This is a genomic window from Stenotrophomonas sp. AGC87, assembly GCF_057333975.1.
In genome coordinates, this window is sequence record NZ_JBHFHW010000032.1 from 1 (window position 1) to 19,973 (window position 19,973).

Below are 19,973 nucleotides of genomic sequence, written 5' to 3' on the forward strand. Positions count from 1 at the left end.
GCCAAGGATGGCGCCCGTCGAGCCCCCAGGGACGGGTTTACGGCGCGTCCCGGCTGGGCATGGCAGCGCTCGCCCAACACGGGGCAGCGAATAGCCGAATGCACCAAGGCCAGCATGTCTGAAGCCGGCCAGCGACCGGCACGGCGCGGAATGAAGAAGGCCGCCTTGCGGCGGCCTTCTCTTTTGCTCCCGACGGATCGCTTACTTCAGCTTGATCTCGCGCAGGCGCTCCTCCAGGAAGCCGTGGGCGGTGATCGGCTCCGGGTAGCGGCTCGGGTTTTCCGGGGTGATGCAGGTCGGCAGCACGTCGATCAGGAAATCCGGGTTCGGGTGCAGGAAGAACGGCACCGAATACCGCGGCTGGCGCGCCTGCTCGCCCGGGGGATTGACCACGCGGTGGATCGTCGAGGGATACACATGGTTGGTCAGGCGCTGCAGCATGTCGCCGATGTTGACCACGATGGTGTCCGCGTCCGAGGTGAACGGCACCCACTTGCCCTCATGCGACTGCACCTCCAGGCCGGCCGCGCTGGCGCCGACCAGCAGCGTGATGAAGTTGATGTCGCCATGGGCACCGGCGCGCACGTTCGGGATGTTTTCGGCGGTGATCGGCGGGTAATGGATCGGACGCAGGATCGAGTTGCCGTTGTTGGTCTTGTCCGCGAAGTAATCCTCCGGCAGGCCAATGTGCAGCGCCAGGGCGGACAGGACGCGCGAACCCAGTTTGTCCAGGGCCTGGTAGATACCGTAGCCACGCTCGCGGAAGCCCGGGACCTCGCTCGGCCACAGGTTCGGGGCCATCACGTCACGGTACTTGGAGTCGTCCGGGATCTCGCGACCGATGTGCCAGAACTCTTTCAGATCAAAGTGCTGCGAGCCCTTGGCGGTCTCCACGCCGAAGGCGGTGTAGCCGCGCGCGCCACCGCTGCCCGGCACGTGGTACTGGCGCTTGGTCTCTTCCGGCAGCGCGAAGAAGGCCTTGAAGACCTCGTAGGCGGCGTCGATATCGGCCTGCGGAATGCCGTGGTTGCGGATGCCAGCAAAGCCCCATTCGCGGTAGGCCGCACCCAGCTCGGCCACGAACGCGTCGCGGTCGGTGTCAAAACGGGTGATGTCGAGGGTGGGGATCTGGCTCACAGCGATTCCTGCTTGTTCATGGTGGTCGGTGGGCCAGCTGTGGCCCGGCTGAACATTGTGCCAGATCGGGCCAACCCCGCCACCGATACATTGATACAAACCGATACAATGCGCGCGCCCATATGGCCAGAACGGGCCAACGGCGACGCTCACGCGCCGCCCCCTTTACTCCCAGCGTCGCCCGGTCCGCCTCATGGATGCCCTGCCCTTTTCCTCATCGCCGACGGCGTTGCGCTGGCTCACGCCGGCAGGGCCCAGCCTGTGGCCGATAGACCCGCATGACCTTCCACCCACGGCACCGCACAGCGCATGGGATGCGCTGGCGCGATCCCGCAGGCAATGACGATGGCCGCCCGCGCATGCCGCGGGCGCTTTTCCACACATGGACTGTCCACCGATGAACGTGCCACTGAAAATTCTCCATACCGAGGCTGCCAAGGGATTTGGCGGGCAGGAGATCTACATCTATCGCCCACATGCTGGCCATGCGCGAGCGCGGCCATGACGTCTCCCTGCTCTGCCAGCCCGGCGCCCGCCTGGGCGAGATGGCGCGCGAAGCCGGCTTCACCGTCCACGCGCTGAAAATGGGCGGCCTGCTGCGCATGCTGCGGGGGATCTGGGCAGTCTCGCGCCTGGTGCGCCACCAAGGCTACGACGTGGTCAACACCACCAGCCGCCGCGACAGCCTGATCGCCGCTGCCGGTGCTCGCCTGGGCGGCACGCCACTGGTGGTGCGCTCGCGCCACCTGATGAGCCCGATCAACTCGCTGCTGACCTACACCGGCCTGCCCCATCGGGTGATGACGGTGAGCAGTTTCGTGAAGAAGCTGATGGTCAGCCGCGGCATCGAGGACGCGCACGTCGGCATCGTCCCGCCGATCGCGGTACCGCCGCAGTGGTCGCAGATCGCCAAGCGCGATCCCTGGCAGTGCCTGCAGGACACCCGCGCGGACGTGCGCGCGGAGCTGGGCTTCAACGACGAACAGATCGTGGTCGGCTGCGTCGCGGTGCTGCGCGAGCCCAAGGGCCACCTGGAACTGCTGCAGGCCATGGCACCACTGTGCCGCGCCGATGCGCGGGTGCAACTGGTGATCGTCGGCGACGGCCAGCCCGTGATGGACCGCCTGATCGCCCTGCGCGAGCAGCTCGGCATCGCCGCCCAGGTGCACTTGCTGGGCTACCGCCAGGGCGCTTGCCGGTTGATGACCGGTTTCGATATCTTCGCCCTCGCCACTCACAAGGAGGCAGCCGGCACGGTGTTTCTCGAAGCTGCGTACGTCGGCGTGCCGATCGTCGCCACGCGCGTGGGCGGTGTGCCGGAGATGGTGGTGGAAGGCAGTAACGCCCTGCTCGCGCCACTGGGCGACCAGGCGGCGTTGACCAACGCACTGCGCACCCTGATCGAGCAGCCCGACCGCCGCCAGCAGATGGGCCTGGCGGGCTGGGAGTGGATGCGCAGCGCCCACCGTTTTACCCCGACCGGTCACACTGAAGCGACCGAACACTATTACCACCTGTGGTTGAAGGAACTGGGCCATGGCCAACGCTAGATCCGTCCCGGTGCTGATGCACCACCATGTGTCCCCGTCCCCGGGAATGATCACGGTCTCGCCGGAGAACTTTGAAAGCCAGATCGCCTGGCTGGCGGCCAACGGCTGGACCTCGCTGACGCTGGATCAGTACGCCGACTTCCTCGCCGGCAAGCCGACCCCCGCCAAATCGATCGTGATCACCTTCGATGACGGCTATCTGGATAACTGGGTATACGCGCACCCGATCCTGGCCAAGTATGGGATGCACGCCGTGGTGTTCGTGGTCACCGGCTGGATGGGCGAAGGCGATGTCCGCCCGCATGCGGGCCAACCCGGCGCCGCCTTGCCCGCAACGCCGGACCATCGCGGCTGCGAGGCCGCGATCCTGCGCGAGAACCGCCCGGACGAGGTGATGATGCGCTGGAGCGAAGCGCGCGCGATGATCGCCGCCGGCACGTTCGAGGTGCACTGCCACACGCACACGCGCTGGCTCAAGCAGGATATCTCCCGCGAGCACAAGCGACAGGGCATCAGCGGCGACCTCTCGGTGGCACGCGAAGTACTGCAGCAGCAGTTGGGCGCGGTCTCGGACACACTGTGCTGGCCGTACGGCGATTTCGACGAGGACTACGTGCAGATCGCACGGGCGCAGGGCTTCAACTACCTGCATACCACCCATCCGTTCGGCCGCAACGTGGTGGGCGGCGATCCGGGACACATCTACCGGTTCGCGATCCGCAACCGGCCGGCGAGCTGGCTGCGCAAGCGCATCGCCTACAGTTACCACCCGTTGATCGCACCCCTGTTCAACCGCTTCAAGGCGAAGAAAAAGAAGATGGTGGCGGGGCCGTAACGCGCCGCCGCGCTGTAACGAAAACGCCCCGGTCTCCCGGGGCGTTTTCAGTTTCCAGCAGCACTGCCCGGCTCAGGCCGCGGCAGCTGCCTTCACCGCTGCCGAGAGGCTGTCCAGCGTGGACTGCATCAGCTCGGCGCTGTCTGCCTCGACGGTGACGCGCACCACCGGCTCGGTGCCCGACGGGCGCAGGAACGCACGCCCACGCCCCTTCACTGCCTGCTGCGCAGCCGCCAGCGCGGCCTGCACGCTCTCGGCCTGCACGGTGGCCTTGGCCGCGCCCTGCAGACGCACGTTGACGGTCTTCTGCGGCACCTTGTTGAGTACCGACAGCACCTGGCGCAGCGAGGTCCCGTCACGGCGCAGCACTTCCAGCACCTGCAGCGCGCTGACGATCGCATCACCGGTCGTGGCGCGATCCAGGCACAGCAGATGACCGGAGGCTTCGCCGCCGAGCACGCCGTTATTTTCGACCAGGGCCTGATGCACGTAGCGGTCGCCGACGTTGCTGCGCTGGAACGGGATGTTCAGCCGTTCCAGTGCCTGCTCCAGGCCGAAGTTGGTCATCAGCGTACCGACCACCGGGCCATGCAGGCGACCGCTGCGCTGCCAGGCCTGGGCCAGCACGAACAGCAGGTCATCGCCATCGACCGGATTGCCCTGGTCATCGGCCATCAGCACGCGGTCGCCGTCGCCGTCGAAGGCGATACCGAAATCGGCGCCGACCTCGCGTACTTTCGCAGCGAGATTGTCGATGTGCATCGAGCCGACGCCATCGTTGATGTTCAGACCGTTGGGCGCATCGCCGATGCTGATCACCTCCGCGCCCATCTCGCGGAACAGCAGCGGGGCGACGTGATACGTAGCACCGTGCGCGCAGTCGAGCACGATCTTCAGCCCACGCAGATCGAACCCGCGCGGCACGCTGGCCTTGCAGAATTCGATGTAGCGGCCGACCGCATCGCGGGCCCGCATGGCCTTGCCCAGCCGCTCGGACTCCACCGTGGTGAACGGCGCATCGAGCGCGGCTTCCAGCGCCAGCTCGGTGGCGTCATCGAGCTTCTCGCCATCGGCGGAGAAGAACTTGATGCCGTTGTCGTAGTGCGGGTTGTGCGAGGCGCTGATGACGATGCCCGCATCCGCACCGAGGGTGCGGGTGAGGAAGGCCACCGCCGGCGTCGGCATCGGGCCGAGCAGCTGCACATCGGCGCCGGCGGCGACCAGCCCGGCTTCCAGTGCGGCTTCGAACATGTAGCCGGAGATACGGGTGTCCTTGCCGATCACCACCACCGGGCGGTGCCCGTTGCGCTCGGTCAGCGCACGCCCGAGCGCATTACCCAGGCGCAGCACGAAATCGGCGGAAATGACGCCCTCACCGACCTTGCCGCGGATGCCATCGGTGCCGAAATACTTGCGCGACGCCATCAGGCCGCCGCATCCGGTGCGGGGGCGGGCTGACGCGCCAGCATGGCCAGGATCTCCGACAGGCGGTCACGCATCTCGCGGCGGTCGCAGATCTGATCGATCGCACCGTGCTCGAGCAGGAACTCCGAGCGCTGGAAGCCTTCGGGCAGCTTTTCGCGCACGGTCTGCTCGATCACGCGCGGGCCGGCGAAGCCGATCAGTGCCTGCGGCTCGGCGATGTTGATATCGCCCAGCATCGCGAAGGAAGCCGACACGCCACCGGTGGTCGGATGGGTCAGCACCGAGATGTACGGCAGGCCGGCATCGCGCAGGCGACCCAGCGCGGCCGAGGTCTTGGCCATCTGCATCAGCGAGAACAGGCCTTCCTGCATGCGCGCGCCGCCACTGGCGGAGAAGCACACGTAGGGCGCGCCAATCTCCAGCGCCTTTTCCGCGGCCAGCGAGAAGCGCTCACCGACCACCGAGCCCATCGAGCCGCCCATGAAGGCGAAATCGAAGGCCGAGGCGACCAGCGGGCGGCCCTTCATCAGGCCCTGCATGGCGATCAGTGCGTCGTACTCGCCGGTGTTCTTCTGCGAGGCCTTGATGCGCTCGCTGTACTTCTTCTGGTCCTTGAACTTGAGCAGGTCCGTCGGCCCCAGGCGTGCACCGATCTCGGTGGTGCTGTCCGCATCGAACAGCGCGGCCAGGCGCGCACGCGCGCGGATGGCCATGTGATGGCCACACTTGGGGCAGACTTCCAGGTTCTCTTCCAGCTCAGGACGGTAGAGCGCGCTGCCGCAGCTGCTGCACTTCTCCCACAGGCCCTCGGGGACGCTGCGCTTCTTGCTGGGGACGTTGTCGGTGCGGATGCCAGACGGCATCAACTTGCTGAGCCAACTCATGCGGGATGCTACTTCCGTTCAGGGCGGCCCGGGGGCCGCAAAGGCGGACAGTCTAGCTCACCGTTTCCATGCTCGGGCACCCCCCGGCGGTTGCCGGGGGGCTGGCGTAAACCATTCTGGTACGTACGTTTACGTGCTTCAGGCGGCGTCGAGCGCGCGTCGCAGCGGCGTGAGGAATGCCTGCGCGGTCTGTGCCGCAGCTGCGGCATCCGGGGCTTCGCCCAACGCAGCCACCAGCGCGCTGCCCACCACCACGCCATCGGCCTCCACGGCCATGGCCGCGGCACTGGCCGCATCCTTGATCCCGAAGCCGGCCACCACCGGCACGCTGGAGCGGCTGCGCAGGTCGCGCAGGCGGGCACTGGCCGCACTGCTGTCCAAGCGTTCGGACGCGCCGGTCACGCCGGCAAAGCTGACGTAATACAGGTAGCCCTGGGCCATCGCAGACAGCGTATCCAGGCGGGTATCGGCAGTCGTCGGCGAGGCCAGCAGGATCAGCGCCAGGCCGGCCGCGGTGAAGATCTCCCGGGTTTCGGCCGCTTCTTCCGGCGGCAGATCGACCAGCAGGATGCCGTCCACGCCGGCGGCAATGGCGGACTGCGCAAAGCGGGCCGTGCCGTGGATCTCGATCGGGTTGAGGTAGCCCATCAGCACCACCGGCGTGGCGGCGTCGTCCTTGCGGAACGCGGCGACGGTCTCCAGCACATAGCGCAGCCCTGCCCCGCGGGCCAGCGCACGCTCGGAGCTGCGCTGGATGGTCGGGCCGTCGGCCATCGGGTCGGAGAACGGCACCCCGAGCTCGATCACGTCCGCACCGGCGGCGGCCAGTGCATGCATCACCGGCACGGTGGCCTCCAGGCCCGGATCGCCGGCGGTGATGAAGGGGATCAGCGCCTTGCGACGTTCATCGCGCAGGCGGGCAAAACAGGCATCGATACGGTCCACGGACATCTCAGGCACATCCTTCAATCAGTTCAACGGCGCCACTGGCGCCCCAGTACAGCTTCGATATCACCCCGTCGAAGATCTCCAGCCGGATCGCCAGATCCGAACCGGGGTCCTGCCAGGTCAGGTACTCGCCCGTTTCCGGGTCATAGGCATGCGGTGCGCGCGTACTGCCGGGCGGCAGGCGCTTGAGCGCTTCATCCAACGTCATGCCCAGGCGCAGCCCGAACGGCCCCGGCTGGGTGATGGCCTCGTAGGACTCCTCGATCGGGGCCAGCTCGAAGCGTTGCACGTGGTCATCCTCGACCATCATCGACACGCCTTCGGGCAGGTTGCCACGCTCGTAGTACTCGCAGGCACCGTTGGGCTCGCCTTCGCTCAGGCCGGCCGAATGCCACGGGCCATCGGCGGCGAGCTCGGTGAAGCGCTGCCCGATCACCACATCGCCGGCATGATCCAGCGCGACCGAGACCACCGACGGCGCAGCGTCATCCACAACGGGCACATCGACAGCCCTGGACGGTTCCGGCGCGTCCTCGATCGGGCGGTTGGCAATGTCATCGTCATTGCTCGCCAGCTGCCGCGCCGGCGCCACCGCGCCCACAGGCGCAGCAGGGGCCGGCAACACCGGCGGATCCGGCGGCGCGCAGCCGGTCAGGCCGACCACCATCAGCAGCGCACTTCCCTGGCGCAGCAGCGGATTCACAGAACCAGACCCTCGCGGGCAGCGATGGTATGTACATCCTTGTCGCCACGGCCGGACAGGTTGCACAGCACCAGCTTGTCGCGCGGCAGATCGCGCGCGATCTTGATCGCCTGGGCCACCGCATGGCTGGATTCCAGCGCGGCCAGGATGCCTTCGCTGTGGGCCAACTGGTGGAATGCAGCCAGCGCTTCGTCATCGGTGATACCGACATACTCGGCGCGGCCGGCATCGGCCAGGAACGCGTGCTCCGGGCCGACGCCCGGATAATCCAGGCCGGCCGAGACCGAATGGGTCTCGGTGATCTGGCCGTCGTCGTCGCAGATCACATAGGTGCGGTTGCCGTGCAGCACGCCCGGGCGACCGGCCGCGATGGAGGCAGCATGGCGCCCGGTCTCGATGCCGTCGCCGGCGGCTTCGGCACCGACGATGCGCACGTCGCGATCATTGAGGAAGGCATGGAACAGGCCGATCGCATTGCTGCCACCGCCAACGCAGGCGGTTATCGCATCGGGCAGGCGGCCGTAGTCGGTCAGCATCTGCGCGCGCGCTTCGCGGCCGACGATGGCGTTGAAATCACGCACCATGCGCGGGTACGGGTCCGGGCCGGCCACGGTGCCGATGATGTAGAAGGTGTCGCGCACGTTGGTGACCCAGTCGCGCATCGCTTCGTTGAGCGCGTCCTTGAGCGTGGCCGAGCCGGAGGTCACCGGCACCACCGTCGCCCCGAGCAGCTTCATGCGATAGACGTTGATCTTCTGCCGTTCGATGTCGGTGGCGCCCATGTAGACCACGCATTCCAGGCCCAGGCGGGCGGCCACGGTGGCACTGGCCACGCCGTGCTGGCCGGCGCCGGTCTCGGCGATGATGCGCGTCTTGCCCATCCGCGCGGCGAGCAGCGCCTGGCCGATGGTGTTGTTGATCTTGTGCGCGCCGGTGTGGTTCAGGTCCTCGCGCTTGAGCAGGATCTGTGCGCCGCCGACCTGCTGGCTGAGGCGCTCGGCGTGATAGATCGGGCTCGGACGGCCCACATAGTGGGTCAGATCCTTGTCGTAGGCGGCGATGAAGGCCGGATCGCGACGCGCTTGGTCGTAGGCGGCCGCCAGCTCCTGCAACGGCCCGATCAGGGTCTCGGCGACGAAACTCCCGCCGTAGCGGCCGAAATGGCCGTTGGCATCGGGATAGGCGTGGAAATCGACGATGGGGGAGATGGGGGAAGCAGACATAGCGCGACAGCCGGTGGAGACAGGCTGCCAATTTAACGCACCTGTCATGACAGGAATATCGATAATATCTGCCACGACCTGTCAGGAAAACTCACATGACCGACGGACCGTTGCCCCCGCTCAATGCCCTGCGCAGCTTTGAAGCGGCCGCCCGGCTGGGCGGGGTTGGCCGTGCCGCCGAGGCACTGCATGTCACCCATGGCGCGATCAGCCGCCAACTGCGCCTGCTGGAGGAACACCTCGGCGTCGTGCTGTTCCAGCGCGAAGGGCGTGGGCTGCGCCTGACCCGCGCTGGTGAGGATCTGCAGGCCGCCTGCGAAGGCGCCTTCGAGCAGATCCGCGAGGCGGTAATGGCGATCAAGCGCCAGCAGCGGCCCGAAGCGCTGGTGCTCGGCTGCAGCGGCAGCATCCTGGCGCGCTGGATGATTCCCCGCCTGCAGGCGCTGCAGACCGCCCTGCCCCAGCTGCCGCTGCATTGGTCCGCCCAGGACGGGAGCTTCACCGCCGAGCAGCAGGGCCTGGATGCGGTCCTGCTGCTCGCTCAGCCGCCGTGGCCACGCGGCTGGCAGGTGCGCGAGCTGGCACCGGAGCGGGTGGGCGTGGTGGTGAGTCCGCAGCACCCGGCCGCGGCGCGGCTGGCGCATCAGCCGCCCTCCTGCTTGTTGGGCGAATCGCTGTTGCATACGACCTCACGCCCGCAGGCGTGGCCGGCCTGGGCCCTGTCGCATGGGCTGGAGCCGGCCCAGCTGCAACTGGGCAGCGGCTTCGAGCATCTGTACTACCTGCTGGAAGCAGCGGTCGCCGGACTGGGCGTGGCGATCGCGCCAGAACCGCTCGTGGCCGATGAGCTGGCCGCCGGCCGGCTGCTGGCTCCCTGGGGATTCGGCGCCACCGGCGGGTTCTGGGTGCTGGCCACGCCGGAGGGGGCGGCCGATCCGCGGGTGGATGCGCTGGCCGAGTGGCTGCAGCAGCAGTTGGCGGGGTTGTAGGTCCCCACCGTTGGTGGGGACGATGCCGGGCGCGCGTCGGTCAGACGGCGGTCGGCGCCGCCAGGCGCTGCTGCACGTCGTCGCGCAGGCGCGCGAGCTCCACTTCGGCCTGCTGGCGCTGCTGCATGCCTTCGCGGTGGATGGTGCGCACTTCTTCCACCGTGGCGATCAGCTGCTCGTGTACATGGCGCAGCGTGGCCACGTCGATCACCGCGCGCTGGTTGGCCTTGGCCGTCTCCACGGTGGTCTGGCGCAGCAGGTCGGCGTTGCGCCGCATCATGTCGTTGGTGGCATCGTCGATCGCATTGGACAGCGCCACCGCGTTCTTCTGCTCGTTGAGCGACAACTGGATCGCGAACTGGCGCTTCCACGACGGAATGGTGATGTCGCGGACCGTGTTGAACTTCTCGATCAACAGGATCGCGTTGGCCTGGATCAGCCGGATCATCGGCAACGACTGGTCGGCCGCGTGCTGCATCACCACCAGGTCGCCCACGCGCTTGTCGAGCAGCCGGATCGCGTTGTCCAGCTCGCCCTGGCGGATGCGCTGCTGCGGATCGTCCTGGCCCTGCCCGGCCAGCTGTTCGCTGCGCAGCGAGGCGATCCGGCGCTTGCCGGCGGCGATGTGCAGGCCCAGGCCGTGGCGTTCTTCGCGGACGATGTCGTGCATGCGGTCGAACTCGACCACGCGCTGGCCCATCAGCGCCTGCTGGCTGCCCACGTCGCCCATCAGCTGTTCGATCTGGCGGTTGGTGTCGCTGAATTTCTGCACCAGCTCGCCCTTGGAGGCGCGCAGCTTGTCGATCAACCCACCGATCACCGGCACCTTCGAGCGTTCGGCCAAGCCGTCGAGCTTCAGCGAGCGCGCAATGCGCACCACCTCGCCCAGCTTGTCGCCGCTGGCATCAAGGTCGCGGTTGCGTACCTGGTCGAGCAGCTGGCTGGAAAACGCCGCCGTCTTGGCCGCCGCGTCGCGCCCGAACACCTGCAGGTTGCCCGGCCGGATGTCGTCCAGCCCGCGCCCGATCTCGGCGATCTTCGGCAGGTCCTCCCGCCCCAGGCCCAGCGCCTGCAGTGCGCTGTCATCGATGACATCCACGCTGACCTCCACCGGGAGGGGCGCGTTCGGCTGGGAATCCTGGGTCATCGATGCATCTCCATTGTGAAGGGCGGCCGGAGCGCCGGCACGGGTCAGTGTACTCAGGGAAGTCTAGCCTGCGCCGCTGCAACCTCGGCGCGGATCTGGCCCAGCAGCTGCGCCGCCTGGTCATTCTGCCGTGCATGCGATTGGGTGCTTCTCGCACGCACGGCCTGCTGCCACGCCGGCATCAGTACCGCGACGATGCGCTGGACGTGGTCCAGCAGGGCGGTGTCCTGGGCCTGCAGCAGTTGCGTCTGGCCGGCCTGAACGCGCTTGAGCGAGGCCAGCGTCCGCAGGTGGGTCACGCGCTGCTGCAACGTGTCCTGCGCATCGGTGGGCAGATCCGCGCCCAGCGCCGTTCCTGCATCGGCCCACTGTTCCAGCGCCTGCGCGGCGTGCAGATCCACCGCGGCCGCGTGCGTGCTGGCCTCGACCACGGCGCCCAGCAGGCGGGCGTTCGCCTGCGCCTTGAGCAGCAGGACGCCGCACTGCGCCTGCAGCGCATCGGCATCGGCCTGGCGCTCCACGTCACGCCCCAGCAGCCGCCCCCACCAACTGGTCTGGCGGCGCAAGCGGGCGGGATTGCCCGCCTGCAGCGCCAGGGCAAGCTGCGACAGCGCCGCGACCAGACCGCTGCGCGGGTCGCCTTCGTACGTACCGGCACCCGAGGCGTGCGAGGTCAACGCCTGCAGCAGCACCTCGCCGTAGCGCGACAGCACCGCCGCGTCCGCACCAATGGTGGCCGGCGGCGCCGGCAGCGCAGGCAGCGACGGCGTGGTCATGCAGGCGCGTCACCGCCGTCGCGTTCCCACCGCGGCGGCAGGCTCGATTCACCGTAGAAGTGGCGCATCAACGCCTCATCCAGGGCGCGTTCCTCGGGCGTTGAGGCGCGCTTCGGACGGGCACCCACGCGCGGGGCGGGACCGCTCTCCATCTGCTGGCGCACCCAGCCGGCCAACAACGCCAACGTTTCGCCGGTGCGCACCTGTTGCTGATGCGAATCGCCCAATAGCTGCAGCAGCGGGGCCAGCCCGGCCTGCAAGCCACTGGCCAGCGGTTCGGCCAGCGGCAGCGTCACTGGCGCGGCCGAGGCGGCGGCGACCGGTACCGGCTCGGCGCGTGCGGCCGACAACCGCTCCAGCGCCGACAGCAACGCCGGCCATGGTGCGGGTTCGACCTCGGCCACGGCGGCAGGCGGCGGCAGCTGCAACGCGCTGGCGATATCGGCCAGCTGCGCTACCACGCGGCCGCCCACATCGGCATCGTCGGCGCCCATCGCCTTGTTGCGCAGGAAGTCGCGCTTGATCTGCTGCCAGCGCGCCAGTTCGTCGCCCTGCAGCAGGCCACGCAGTTCGGTCAACTTGAGCAGGTTTTCCTCGGCCCCGGTGGTAAGCAGCTGCGCCTCGCCCAGGTAGTGGTCGGACACCAGCTGCTGCAGCTCGGCGTCGTTCATCACCGGCGAGATCTTCTCCGACAGCTTGTTCATGTTGCGGTAGCTGCCCTGCAGCCGGAACGCCGGTTCGGTGCGGTAGCGGTCGTCCTGCGCGGCACTGGCGATGTACTGCTGGTTGACCCGGTAGACCACGTCGCGCACGCGCAGCATGCGCTGCAGCGTGGCGACGATCTCGTTGACCTCCGCGCCACTGTAAGCATGGCTGAGCGCGTTGGTGGACACCTCCTTGCCCATCGCCCGCTCCACCAGCAGGTACAGGTCGGCCATGTCGCGCGTGGCCAGCGGCGCCAGCACCGGATTGGAGGTCAGGCTGTTTTCGATGTAGCTCAGGGTGAAGGCATCTTCCATGCCGCCCAGCACGTCACCCAGGTTGTAGATGTCGGCGCGGTTGGCCAGCATGTCCGGAATCTTGAACACCTCGCCGGACTCGGTATACGGGTTGCCGGCCATCACCACGCAGAACTTCTTGCCGCGCATGTCGTAGGTGCGGGTGCGCCCGCGCCACACGCCTTCGATGCGCCGCGTGCCGTCGCACAGCGAGATGAACTTCTGCAGGAATTCCGGGTGGGTGTGCTGGATGTCGTCGACATACAGCATGGTGTTGTTGCCCATCTCCAGCGCCAGGTTGAGCTTTTCCAGCTCCTGCCGCGAGGTGGCGTCCGGCGCCTGGGCCGGGTCCAGCGAGCGCACCTCGTGGCCCAGCGCCGGGCCGTTGATCTTCATGAAGACCAGGCCGAGGCGGTGCGCCACGTATTCCATCAGCGTGGTTTTGCCGTAGCCGGGCGGCGAGATCATCATCAGCAGGCCCATCAGGTCGCTGCGCTTGTTCTCGCCCACGGTGCCCATCTGCTTGGCCAAGTTGTCGCCGATCACGCCAAGGTACACGTCGTTGATCAGCTTGTTGCGCACAAACGAGGACAGCGGCCGCGCCTTGAACTCCGACAGGCGCAGGGTGTCGCGTTCGCGCGTGGCGATGCGCTGGCGGACCGCCTGGTAGGCATGGAACGCAGGCACGAACACGCCGGTGTGGTGCTGCAGGCGCGCCAGGAAATCATCCAGCGACAGGGTCATGTGGCCCTGCACGATGCGCGGGTGTTCGCCCAGCAGGCCACCCACGCTGACCAGCAGCGCGGCGTCGCTGGCACGGGTGCGCAGCGCACGCTGCACCAGCAGCAGCGCGGCCGCCTCGTCGGCATAGCCGGCGTGGTCGGTGAACGCCGGAGTGCGGCACAGGGCGCGCAGCCACTGCCCGGCCAGCGCCCAACGCGTGCCCAGGCCGTCCTGCTCGCGCTGCAGGGCGCGCTCCAGCGCCTCGCGCTGGCCGGCCGCCTGCAGCTGCTGGCCCAGTGCCTCCAGCAACGCCAACGCGTAGCGGCTGCTGGTGAACACCGGCTCGCCCGCCGACAGCTCGTCGGCGAGATAGGCGGCGGCCGCCAGGTGGTCGTCCGCCGTGAACGGCAACGCGTGCTCGCTGTTGAACGCGGCCACGGCCAGCGCCATCTCCGTGCGCAGGGCCTGGCGGCCTTCATCGGACCCGAACAGGCGCGCGATCGCATCGGCGCCGGCCTGGCGTGCTGGCCACTGGGCCACGTCTTCGCGGCGCTGCCGCGCAGCCCAGAACAGCATGGCCAGCGCGCGTACGCGCGGCGCATGCAACAGGGTGCCAGCCGCCTGCTGCAGTGGCAGCAGCGCGCGCAGGATCACGGTGGCGTCGTGGTCATGGATACCGCGCTCGTAGCCTTCGCGGTAACGCGGCGCGGCGAAATCACGCACGCTGCGTTCCAGAGCGTCCGGCTCGGCAGCGTTGTGCTGCAACCCGGCCAGGTCGAGCCCCTCACGGTTTTCCATGGCCGCGCGCAGCACGCTGCCGGCCAGGTATTCGCCGCGGTACAGCGTGTCCGATTCCGAATCGAGGCTGAGCTGCCAGTACGGCTTGAGTTCGGCCAGTTCGGGATCGTGCAGCGGCTCCAGGAAATCGGTGCCGGTGAGGTGGATGGCCAACGCGTCGCCGCGCGGCAGGATGGTCAGATCCAGCGCCTGGGTGTTCACGCTGAAGCGGTGCCGCGGGCCCAGGCGCACGATGTTGCCACCGGCTTCGAACAGGTCGCTGCGGTCGCGCAGTGCGCGTACAGCCTGGTCGCGCACGCCTTTCAGGCGCGATTCGATGTCATCGGCCTTGACGCTGTCACGCAGGCCGCGCAGGCGCTCGGCCAGTTCGCGCAGCTTGAGGATCAGCGGGTCGCCGGCAAAGAACGCGTTGAGCTCGTCGGCGGTGGCGAAGCGCTCGGTGCGCTTGGCCAGGCCGTCGAGGATGCGGGTGGCCGCATCCAGCACCGAGCGTGCCTTGCGCTGGCGCTCGTCCAGCAGCGCCTGCTTGTGCGCTTCGAAGGCATCGATCAGCTCTTCGCGCTTGGCCAGGATGTCGCCCAGGAACTGCTCGTGCTCGCCGAACTGGCTTTCCAGTTCCTCCAGCTGCACCAGCAGCCGCGACATTTGTTCGTCGGCGCGTTCGGGATCGGTGGCCATCGCCAGCGCGCTGGTGATGGCCTGCGAAAACAGCGCGAACTGCGCGGCGAACTGTGCCACCGCTTCGGCCGAACCCAGGTTGCGGCGGCGCTGTTCGGCGCGTGCGCGGGTCTGGTTGAGGCGCGCGTAGATGGCCGAGATCGCCTCGACCACGCCGGTGCGCGCGGTGGCGTCGTCGACTTTCAGCCCGGCCATCAGCTCGGAGAGCATGTCCAGGTCAGCTGACATGGCGCGTAGGCCGGCCAGCTGCTCGTCCAGCACGCGCGCGCTTTCGGCCCGCTGGGCCGCCTCGTCCAGCGCCTGCAGGCGCTCGCCCAGCGGGGCCAGCGCGGCATCGCCGGCCAGGAACGCGCCGGTGGCCGCGCCGATGGCCTCGTGCGCCTGCTGCAGCGCGGCGGTCATCGCATCGATCAGGTCGGTGTCGATATAGCGGTAATCGCGGATGGTGAGCAGGTGCCCACGCTGCGCCGAGATCGCATTGAGCGCCTCGACGAAGGACTGCACCTCTTGCCAGTTCTCCGGCTGCAGGCGCGCCAGCAAAGCCTTCTGCGTGCTCTGCGCCTGGGCCATGGCCTGCGCGGACTGCGCGCGGATCGACTGCACCTTCTCGTATTCGTCCAGCACCGACTCGCCGGTGCTGCTGACCTCGCGCAGCAGGCTGACTGCGCCGCTGCATTGCGCGTCGTCCAGCCAATGGTGGGCGTCGAACAGGCGCCGGGTATCCTGCACCAGGCGCTGGTAGCGCTGCACCGACACGTCATCGCCTTCGATGGTGCGGGCCAGGTCGAACAGGTTGGAGATGCCGCGCACCAGTTCGGCATTGCCGATGCGGCCCATGAAGGTGTTGCCGGGCGGACGGCTGGCGGCGAACTCGTCGCTGCTGAACGGCGTTTGCCACACCTGCATGGCGTGGATGCGGGTGGGCTCGCTGCCTTCGGCATGGAACAGCACCATGCGCCCATCGTGCATGAAGGCGTAGCCGTGGCCGAACACCGGATTCTGCAGCACGCGCTGAATGGTGTTGTAGACAAACAGCGCCGAGCGCCCACCTTCGCGCTCGTAGAAAATGTAGAGAACATCTTCGCCATTGGGCGAGCGGATGGCGCGCTTGAACTGCATGCCGTCCATCGCCGCGTCGAACGCCTTGTGCTCGCCGCTTTGCAGGTAATAGCCGCCGGGGAAGATGATGCCGTGGTCTTCAGGCAGCTGCACGCAGGCCTGCACGATCGCATCGTTGCGGGTGATGTTGCCGGTGAGCGTGTTGTAGATCAGGCCCCGCCACACCGTTTCGCGGTACGGCAGCACCTTGAGCAGGATCAGCGACCCTACCCGGGCGAAGTCGAACTGCGCGTCGTCCAGCGATTGCGTGCTGTCTTCGACCGGTTCGCTGTAGACACCCTGCCCGCTCTCGGTGTTGTTCTCGACCTTGATGGTCAGATCGCCACCGGTGGTTTCCACGAACAGACTGTCGAGGATGTTCAGGTGCGCATGGCGGCCGGTGACGGCCATGTCGCGCGTGGCGCGGGTCCACTCGAAATCGAACGGCGGCGGCAGTGCGATGTCGCGCTCGCCTCGGGCGTCCAGGTAGGTCAGTGCGCCGTCGCGGGCCAGCGCCCAGCGGAAGACGCGCACGTCGCTGCTGCGCTCGCCGATCTGGAAGGAGGCCAGCAGCTTGTCGCCGACCACGATCAGCTGCAGCAGGCGCGCATGCTTGTAATAGGCGTAGAGCTCGCCGAAGTCGTGCACGAACGCTGGCTGGGCCAGGAAGCTGCCCTTGGCGTCCACCGGCACCACGTCGTAGCCGTCGTTGGCCTGCACCAGCCGGTACAACCCGAACACGTCTTCGACGCGGGTCTGGGTCTTGAGCCCGATATAGACGTTGTAGCCGAACAGCAGCAGGTCCGGCCCGACCTGGACGATGTCGCGGCCGACGCAGTTGTTTTCGCTGCGGATGCGGAAGCGGCCGGTGACCTCCAGCCGGCTGTCGCCGAACTCGGCCAGGCGCTGCCGGTTGAGGCCATCGGCAACGCTGCGCAGGCGGCTGCCCTGCTCGGCCAGGCGGCGGCGCAGCACTTCATAGGCGCCGCCCTGGGCAACGGCCTGGTCGACGCTGGCGGTGGCTTCCGGCGCGGACGGCTCGGGACGGTTGGCGGTATCGGACATCGGCTTCCTTCCGGCTCACGGACCACCGGCCGGGCGAGCCGGCCGGGAAAGGCGTGGCAGTGGCGTCACGGCCACCGCCGGGGTGCCGGACACGCCACCCCAAGGCGGCGCGCCGGCAGTGGGGCTCAGCGGGTTTCGACCACGGTGGCGGTCACGCTGGGCACCGCCTCAACGGCGTCTTCGCTGATCTGGCGCGGCGCGGATTCGCGCGGGCCCACGCCCAGGTAGCGCTGCATCAGCTCCTGCACGATCGGGCTCTTGTCGGCCAGGCCTTCGATGGACTTGCCCAGCGACACGGCCTTGATCAGGTTCTCGAACATGCCGCCGTCGCCGCCCACCAGGTCGATGTCGGCGTTGCGCAGCGCACTGGCGATGACGCCGGCGTTCTCGCGCGAGACTTCCTTGCCGGCATCGATCGAGGCCAGCGCCTGCTTGAGGCTGTTGTCGAGCATCATGCGGAACTCTTCGTGGCCGCGCGCGGTGTCGCTGAGCGAGCCGATCGCCTCGAACTTGCGGACCAGGCCTTCGGCCTCGGCCAGCAGCTTCTTCTGCACCACGCCGGCTTCGGCGCCGCCGATGGACTCGGTCGCGGTGGCGCGGGCACGGCCCATCTGTTCTTCACCGTGGGCCTGGGCCTGCAGGTTCTCGGCCAGCACGCGGGCCTCGTTGGTGCCCTGCTTGAGGCTGGCTTCGGCCTTGGCCTCGATCACGCGGGCTTCGGCGATGCCGACCTTCTCGATGGCCAGCGCCGAGGCCTCGCGCACCTGCGCCTCGGCCAGGCCGGGGGCGGCCTGTTCGGCACGAGTACCGTCGGCCAGCAGGCGCTTGGCATCGGCCTGCTTGCCGGCCGCTTCGTGCTGGGCCTGGGCCAGGGTGGTGATTTCCACGGCGCGGTGCTTGGCCGAGGTTTCGGCCGCCTGTGCTTCCTTGACCTGGCGCACCAGCAGTTCCTGCGCCTTGCCTTCGGCTTCCAGGATCAGCACCTGCTTCTGGCGATCGGCTTCGGACACCTCACGCACCTCCTTGATGCGCTCTTCTTCCTGGGCCACGGTCTTGTCGATGGCGATGCGCTCGCGGGTGATGTTGGCCACGTCCATCTTGCCGGACTCGACCACCTTGTCGCGCTCCACGCCCTGCAGCTGCACTTCACGCTGGGTGGTGACCTGCTCCAGCTGGCGCGCGCGCTCGACGCGCTCGGATTCGATGGCCACCGCACGCTGGCGGTTCTGCTCGGCCACTTCCACTTCGCGCATGCGGTTCTGTTCGCGGATGTCGATGACTTCCTGCGCTTCGATGCGTGCCTGTTCGGACAGCTGGCGCTGCTCTTCCTGGACCTTGGCGGTCTCGGCTTCCTCACGCGCGCGGATGGTTCCGATCTCGCGCTTCTGGCGGGCTTCGGCTTCGGCCTGCTGGCGTTCCAGCGCCAGCAGCGCTTCACGCGCTTCGACGTTCTTCTTGGTGATGGCCAGCTTTTCGTTCTGTTCCAGCTCGTTGGTGACCACGTTATGGGTGGCGGTCAGCTCGGTGATCTTGCGGATGCCCTGGGCATCGAGGATGTTGTTCTGGTCCAGCAGCAGCTTGGGGGTCTGCTCCAGGTAGTCGATGGCGACGTCTTCCAGCGCATAGCCGTTGAGGTCGTTGCCGATCACGGCAATGATCTCGTCGCGGAATTCCTGGCGCTTTTCGAACAGTTCGGTGAACTCGAACTTCTTGCCCACCGTCTTCAGCGCCTCGGAGAACTTGGCGTTGAACAGCTCATCCACGGCATGCTTGTCCGAGGCGCGGTCGGCACCGATCGCCTTGGCCACCCGGAGCACGTCGGCCTGGGTTTCGTTGACGCGCAGGTAGAAGGCCACGGCGATGTCGGCGCGCATGTTGTCGCGGCAGATCAGGCCTTCCTTGCCGCGGCGGTCGATCTGCAGGGTGATCAGGCTGATCCGCATCAGCTCGGCGCGGTACAGCACCGGGATGATCAGCGCACCGGTGAAGTGCACCTTGGGCTGGGCGCTCATGTCGTTGACGATCAGCGCCACGCCCTGGTCGACCTTGCGGTAGAAGGCCTTGAACAGGCCGGCGAGGCCGAGCAGGAAGACCAGCAGGATGCCTACCCCGATCAGGAACGGGGCCAAGGTCGCAAAACTCATCGATGGATCTCCTTATCGCCCGTAATCAGGCTGTCTTGGATCGAAAGCGCGGGGTGGTCGTCTGCACGTACCACCAGGTAATGGTTGTGTTCGGCGACGTAGTCCAGCAGGACCACGCGCTCGCCGCGCGCCAGGATCGCGTCGTCGCTCGTGCGCACCTGCAGGATCAGGCCGGCACCGCCGTCATCGACGGTGGCATGGCCGCTGCCCGCGCTGACCTGGGGCGAGGCGACCACGCCCACCCGGCCCAGCAGCGAGGCCTGCTCGACCGGGCGCAGACGCAGCAGCAGGCGCCGGATCGGACGCAGCACGATCACGCTCAGCGGCACGGCGGGAATCAACGCGAGTACGGCAGTGACGCTGCCGGCCAGCCAACGCCCTGGAGCGGGCAGCGACTGCAGCAGGAACAGATGGACGAAGTAGGTGGCGGTCCAGCCGAAAAACGCCAGCAGCAGGATCACCAGCATCACCGGTGCGCCGCCCATGCCCAGACGCGAGAACATGCCGGAAATGCCGTGCAGACCGTCATCGCCCAGATGCAGGTCCATGCCGTCGTGGACCATGCCGTCATCGACCACACCGAATGCGGCCAGCATCCAGTACAGCACCGCGAACGCCAGCACGACGCTGTAAGGCAGCGTGGGAAACGTCAACGCGACATTGAGGAACTCGTTCATTCCGTGCTTTCCCTGCGATCGCGGCCGACCTTTTTGCGGCTGCCTCCTGTGGGAAGCACGCCGGCTTCCCGCGACTACGCGCCGAACCGGCCGCGCCATGTCCTGTCGATGCTACGTGAAACTCCGGCCTGCGCCCATAGAAGCGCCGCCGCGTCAGGCGCGGCGGGCAGTGGGG

General features: G+C 67.9%; 13 protein-coding genes and 1 pseudogene. 3 read left to right on the top strand and 11 right to left on the bottom strand.

The window, feature by feature from the left end; all coding sequences use genetic code 11:
- Nucleotides 1-201 precede the first annotated feature (201 nt).
- Nucleotides 202-1,137, bottom strand: a complete 936-nt coding sequence (locus ACE026_RS12760) for an isopenicillin N synthase family dioxygenase (RefSeq protein ID WP_486039281.1) — start codon at nucleotides 1,135-1,137, stop codon at nucleotides 202-204.
- A gap of 397 nt (nucleotides 1,138-1,534) precedes the next feature.
- On the opposite strand from ACE026_RS12760, the pseudogene ACE026_RS12765 reads away from it, so the two are divergent.
- A pseudogene (locus ACE026_RS12765) lies at nucleotides 1,535-2,687 on the top strand (glycosyltransferase family 4 protein).
- Entirely contained in the window at nucleotides 2,674-3,522 is an 849-nt protein-coding gene (locus tag ACE026_RS12770; protein ID WP_486039282.1) for a polysaccharide deacetylase family protein, read from the top strand. The pseudogene ACE026_RS12765 and the gene ACE026_RS12770 overlap by 14 nt, the downstream one beginning before the upstream one ends.
- A gap of 72 nt (nucleotides 3,523-3,594) precedes the next feature.
- Here the strand turns inward: ACE026_RS12770 and glmM are convergent, their stop codons facing one another.
- The 5 genes from glmM to trpB all read right to left on the bottom strand — a co-directional run bounded on the left by glmM (nucleotide 3,595) and on the right by trpB (nucleotide 8,705).
- Complete coding sequence (gene glmM, locus ACE026_RS12775) at nucleotides 3,595-4,947, bottom strand: phosphoglucosamine mutase (RefSeq protein ID WP_486039283.1); 1,353 nt, start codon at nucleotides 4,945-4,947, stop codon at nucleotides 3,595-3,597.
- The gene (gene accD, locus ACE026_RS12780; protein WP_019182669.1) at nucleotides 4,947-5,831 is read right to left on the bottom strand and encodes an acetyl-CoA carboxylase, carboxyltransferase subunit beta; all 885 of its coding nucleotides are present in this window, start codon (nucleotides 5,829-5,831) and stop codon (nucleotides 4,947-4,949) included. The genes glmM and accD overlap by 1 nt, the downstream gene beginning before the upstream one ends.
- 138 nt (nucleotides 5,832-5,969) lie before the next feature.
- Nucleotides 5,970-6,782: a tryptophan synthase subunit alpha gene (trpA, locus tag ACE026_RS12785; RefSeq protein WP_486039284.1), complete on the bottom strand. Its 813-nt coding sequence runs from the start codon at nucleotides 6,780-6,782 to the stop codon at nucleotides 5,970-5,972.
- Nucleotide 6,783: 1 nt separating this feature from the next.
- Entirely contained in the window at nucleotides 6,784-7,482 is a 699-nt protein-coding gene (locus ACE026_RS12790; protein WP_486039285.1) for a hypothetical protein, read from the bottom strand.
- Nucleotides 7,479-8,705 (bottom strand): tryptophan synthase subunit beta, encoded by a 1,227-nt coding sequence (gene trpB / locus ACE026_RS12795; RefSeq protein WP_486039286.1) that lies wholly within the window; start codon nucleotides 8,703-8,705, stop codon nucleotides 7,479-7,481. Before trpB ends, ACE026_RS12790 begins: the two co-directional genes overlap by 4 nt.
- 95 nt (nucleotides 8,706-8,800) lie before the next feature.
- Between trpB and ACE026_RS12800 the strand changes: the two genes are divergently transcribed.
- A complete protein-coding gene (locus ACE026_RS12800; protein WP_486039287.1) occupies nucleotides 8,801-9,694 on the top strand; it encodes a LysR family transcriptional regulator in 894 nt (297 codons plus the stop codon).
- Nucleotides 9,695-9,734: 40 nt separating this feature from the next.
- Here the strand turns inward: ACE026_RS12800 and ACE026_RS12805 are convergent, their stop codons facing one another.
- The 5 genes from ACE026_RS12805 to ACE026_RS12825 all read right to left on the bottom strand — a co-directional run bounded on the left by ACE026_RS12805 (nucleotide 9,735) and on the right by ACE026_RS12825 (nucleotide 19,798).
- Nucleotides 9,735-10,841, bottom strand: a complete 1,107-nt coding sequence (locus ACE026_RS12805) for a toxic anion resistance protein (protein WP_486039288.1) — start codon at nucleotides 10,839-10,841, stop codon at nucleotides 9,735-9,737.
- A 53-nt stretch (nucleotides 10,842-10,894) separates the two neighbouring features.
- Nucleotides 10,895-11,617, bottom strand: a complete 723-nt coding sequence (locus ACE026_RS12810) for a hypothetical protein (RefSeq protein WP_486039289.1) — start codon at nucleotides 11,615-11,617, stop codon at nucleotides 10,895-10,897.
- Nucleotides 11,614-16,977, bottom strand: coding sequence for a DNA repair ATPase (locus ACE026_RS12815; protein ID WP_486039290.1), 5,364 nt, complete (start codon nucleotides 16,975-16,977; stop codon nucleotides 11,614-11,616). Before ACE026_RS12815 ends, ACE026_RS12810 begins: the two co-directional genes overlap by 4 nt.
- Nucleotides 16,978-17,102: 125 nt before the next feature.
- Nucleotides 17,103-19,121 (bottom strand): hypothetical protein, encoded by a 2,019-nt coding sequence (locus ACE026_RS12820; protein ID WP_486039291.1) that lies wholly within the window; start codon nucleotides 19,119-19,121, stop codon nucleotides 17,103-17,105.
- Nucleotides 19,118-19,798, bottom strand: coding sequence for a hypothetical protein (locus tag ACE026_RS12825; protein WP_486039292.1), 681 nt, complete (start codon nucleotides 19,796-19,798; stop codon nucleotides 19,118-19,120). The genes ACE026_RS12820 and ACE026_RS12825 overlap by 4 nt, the downstream gene beginning before the upstream one ends.
- Between the last annotated feature and the right edge of the window lie 175 nt (nucleotides 19,799-19,973).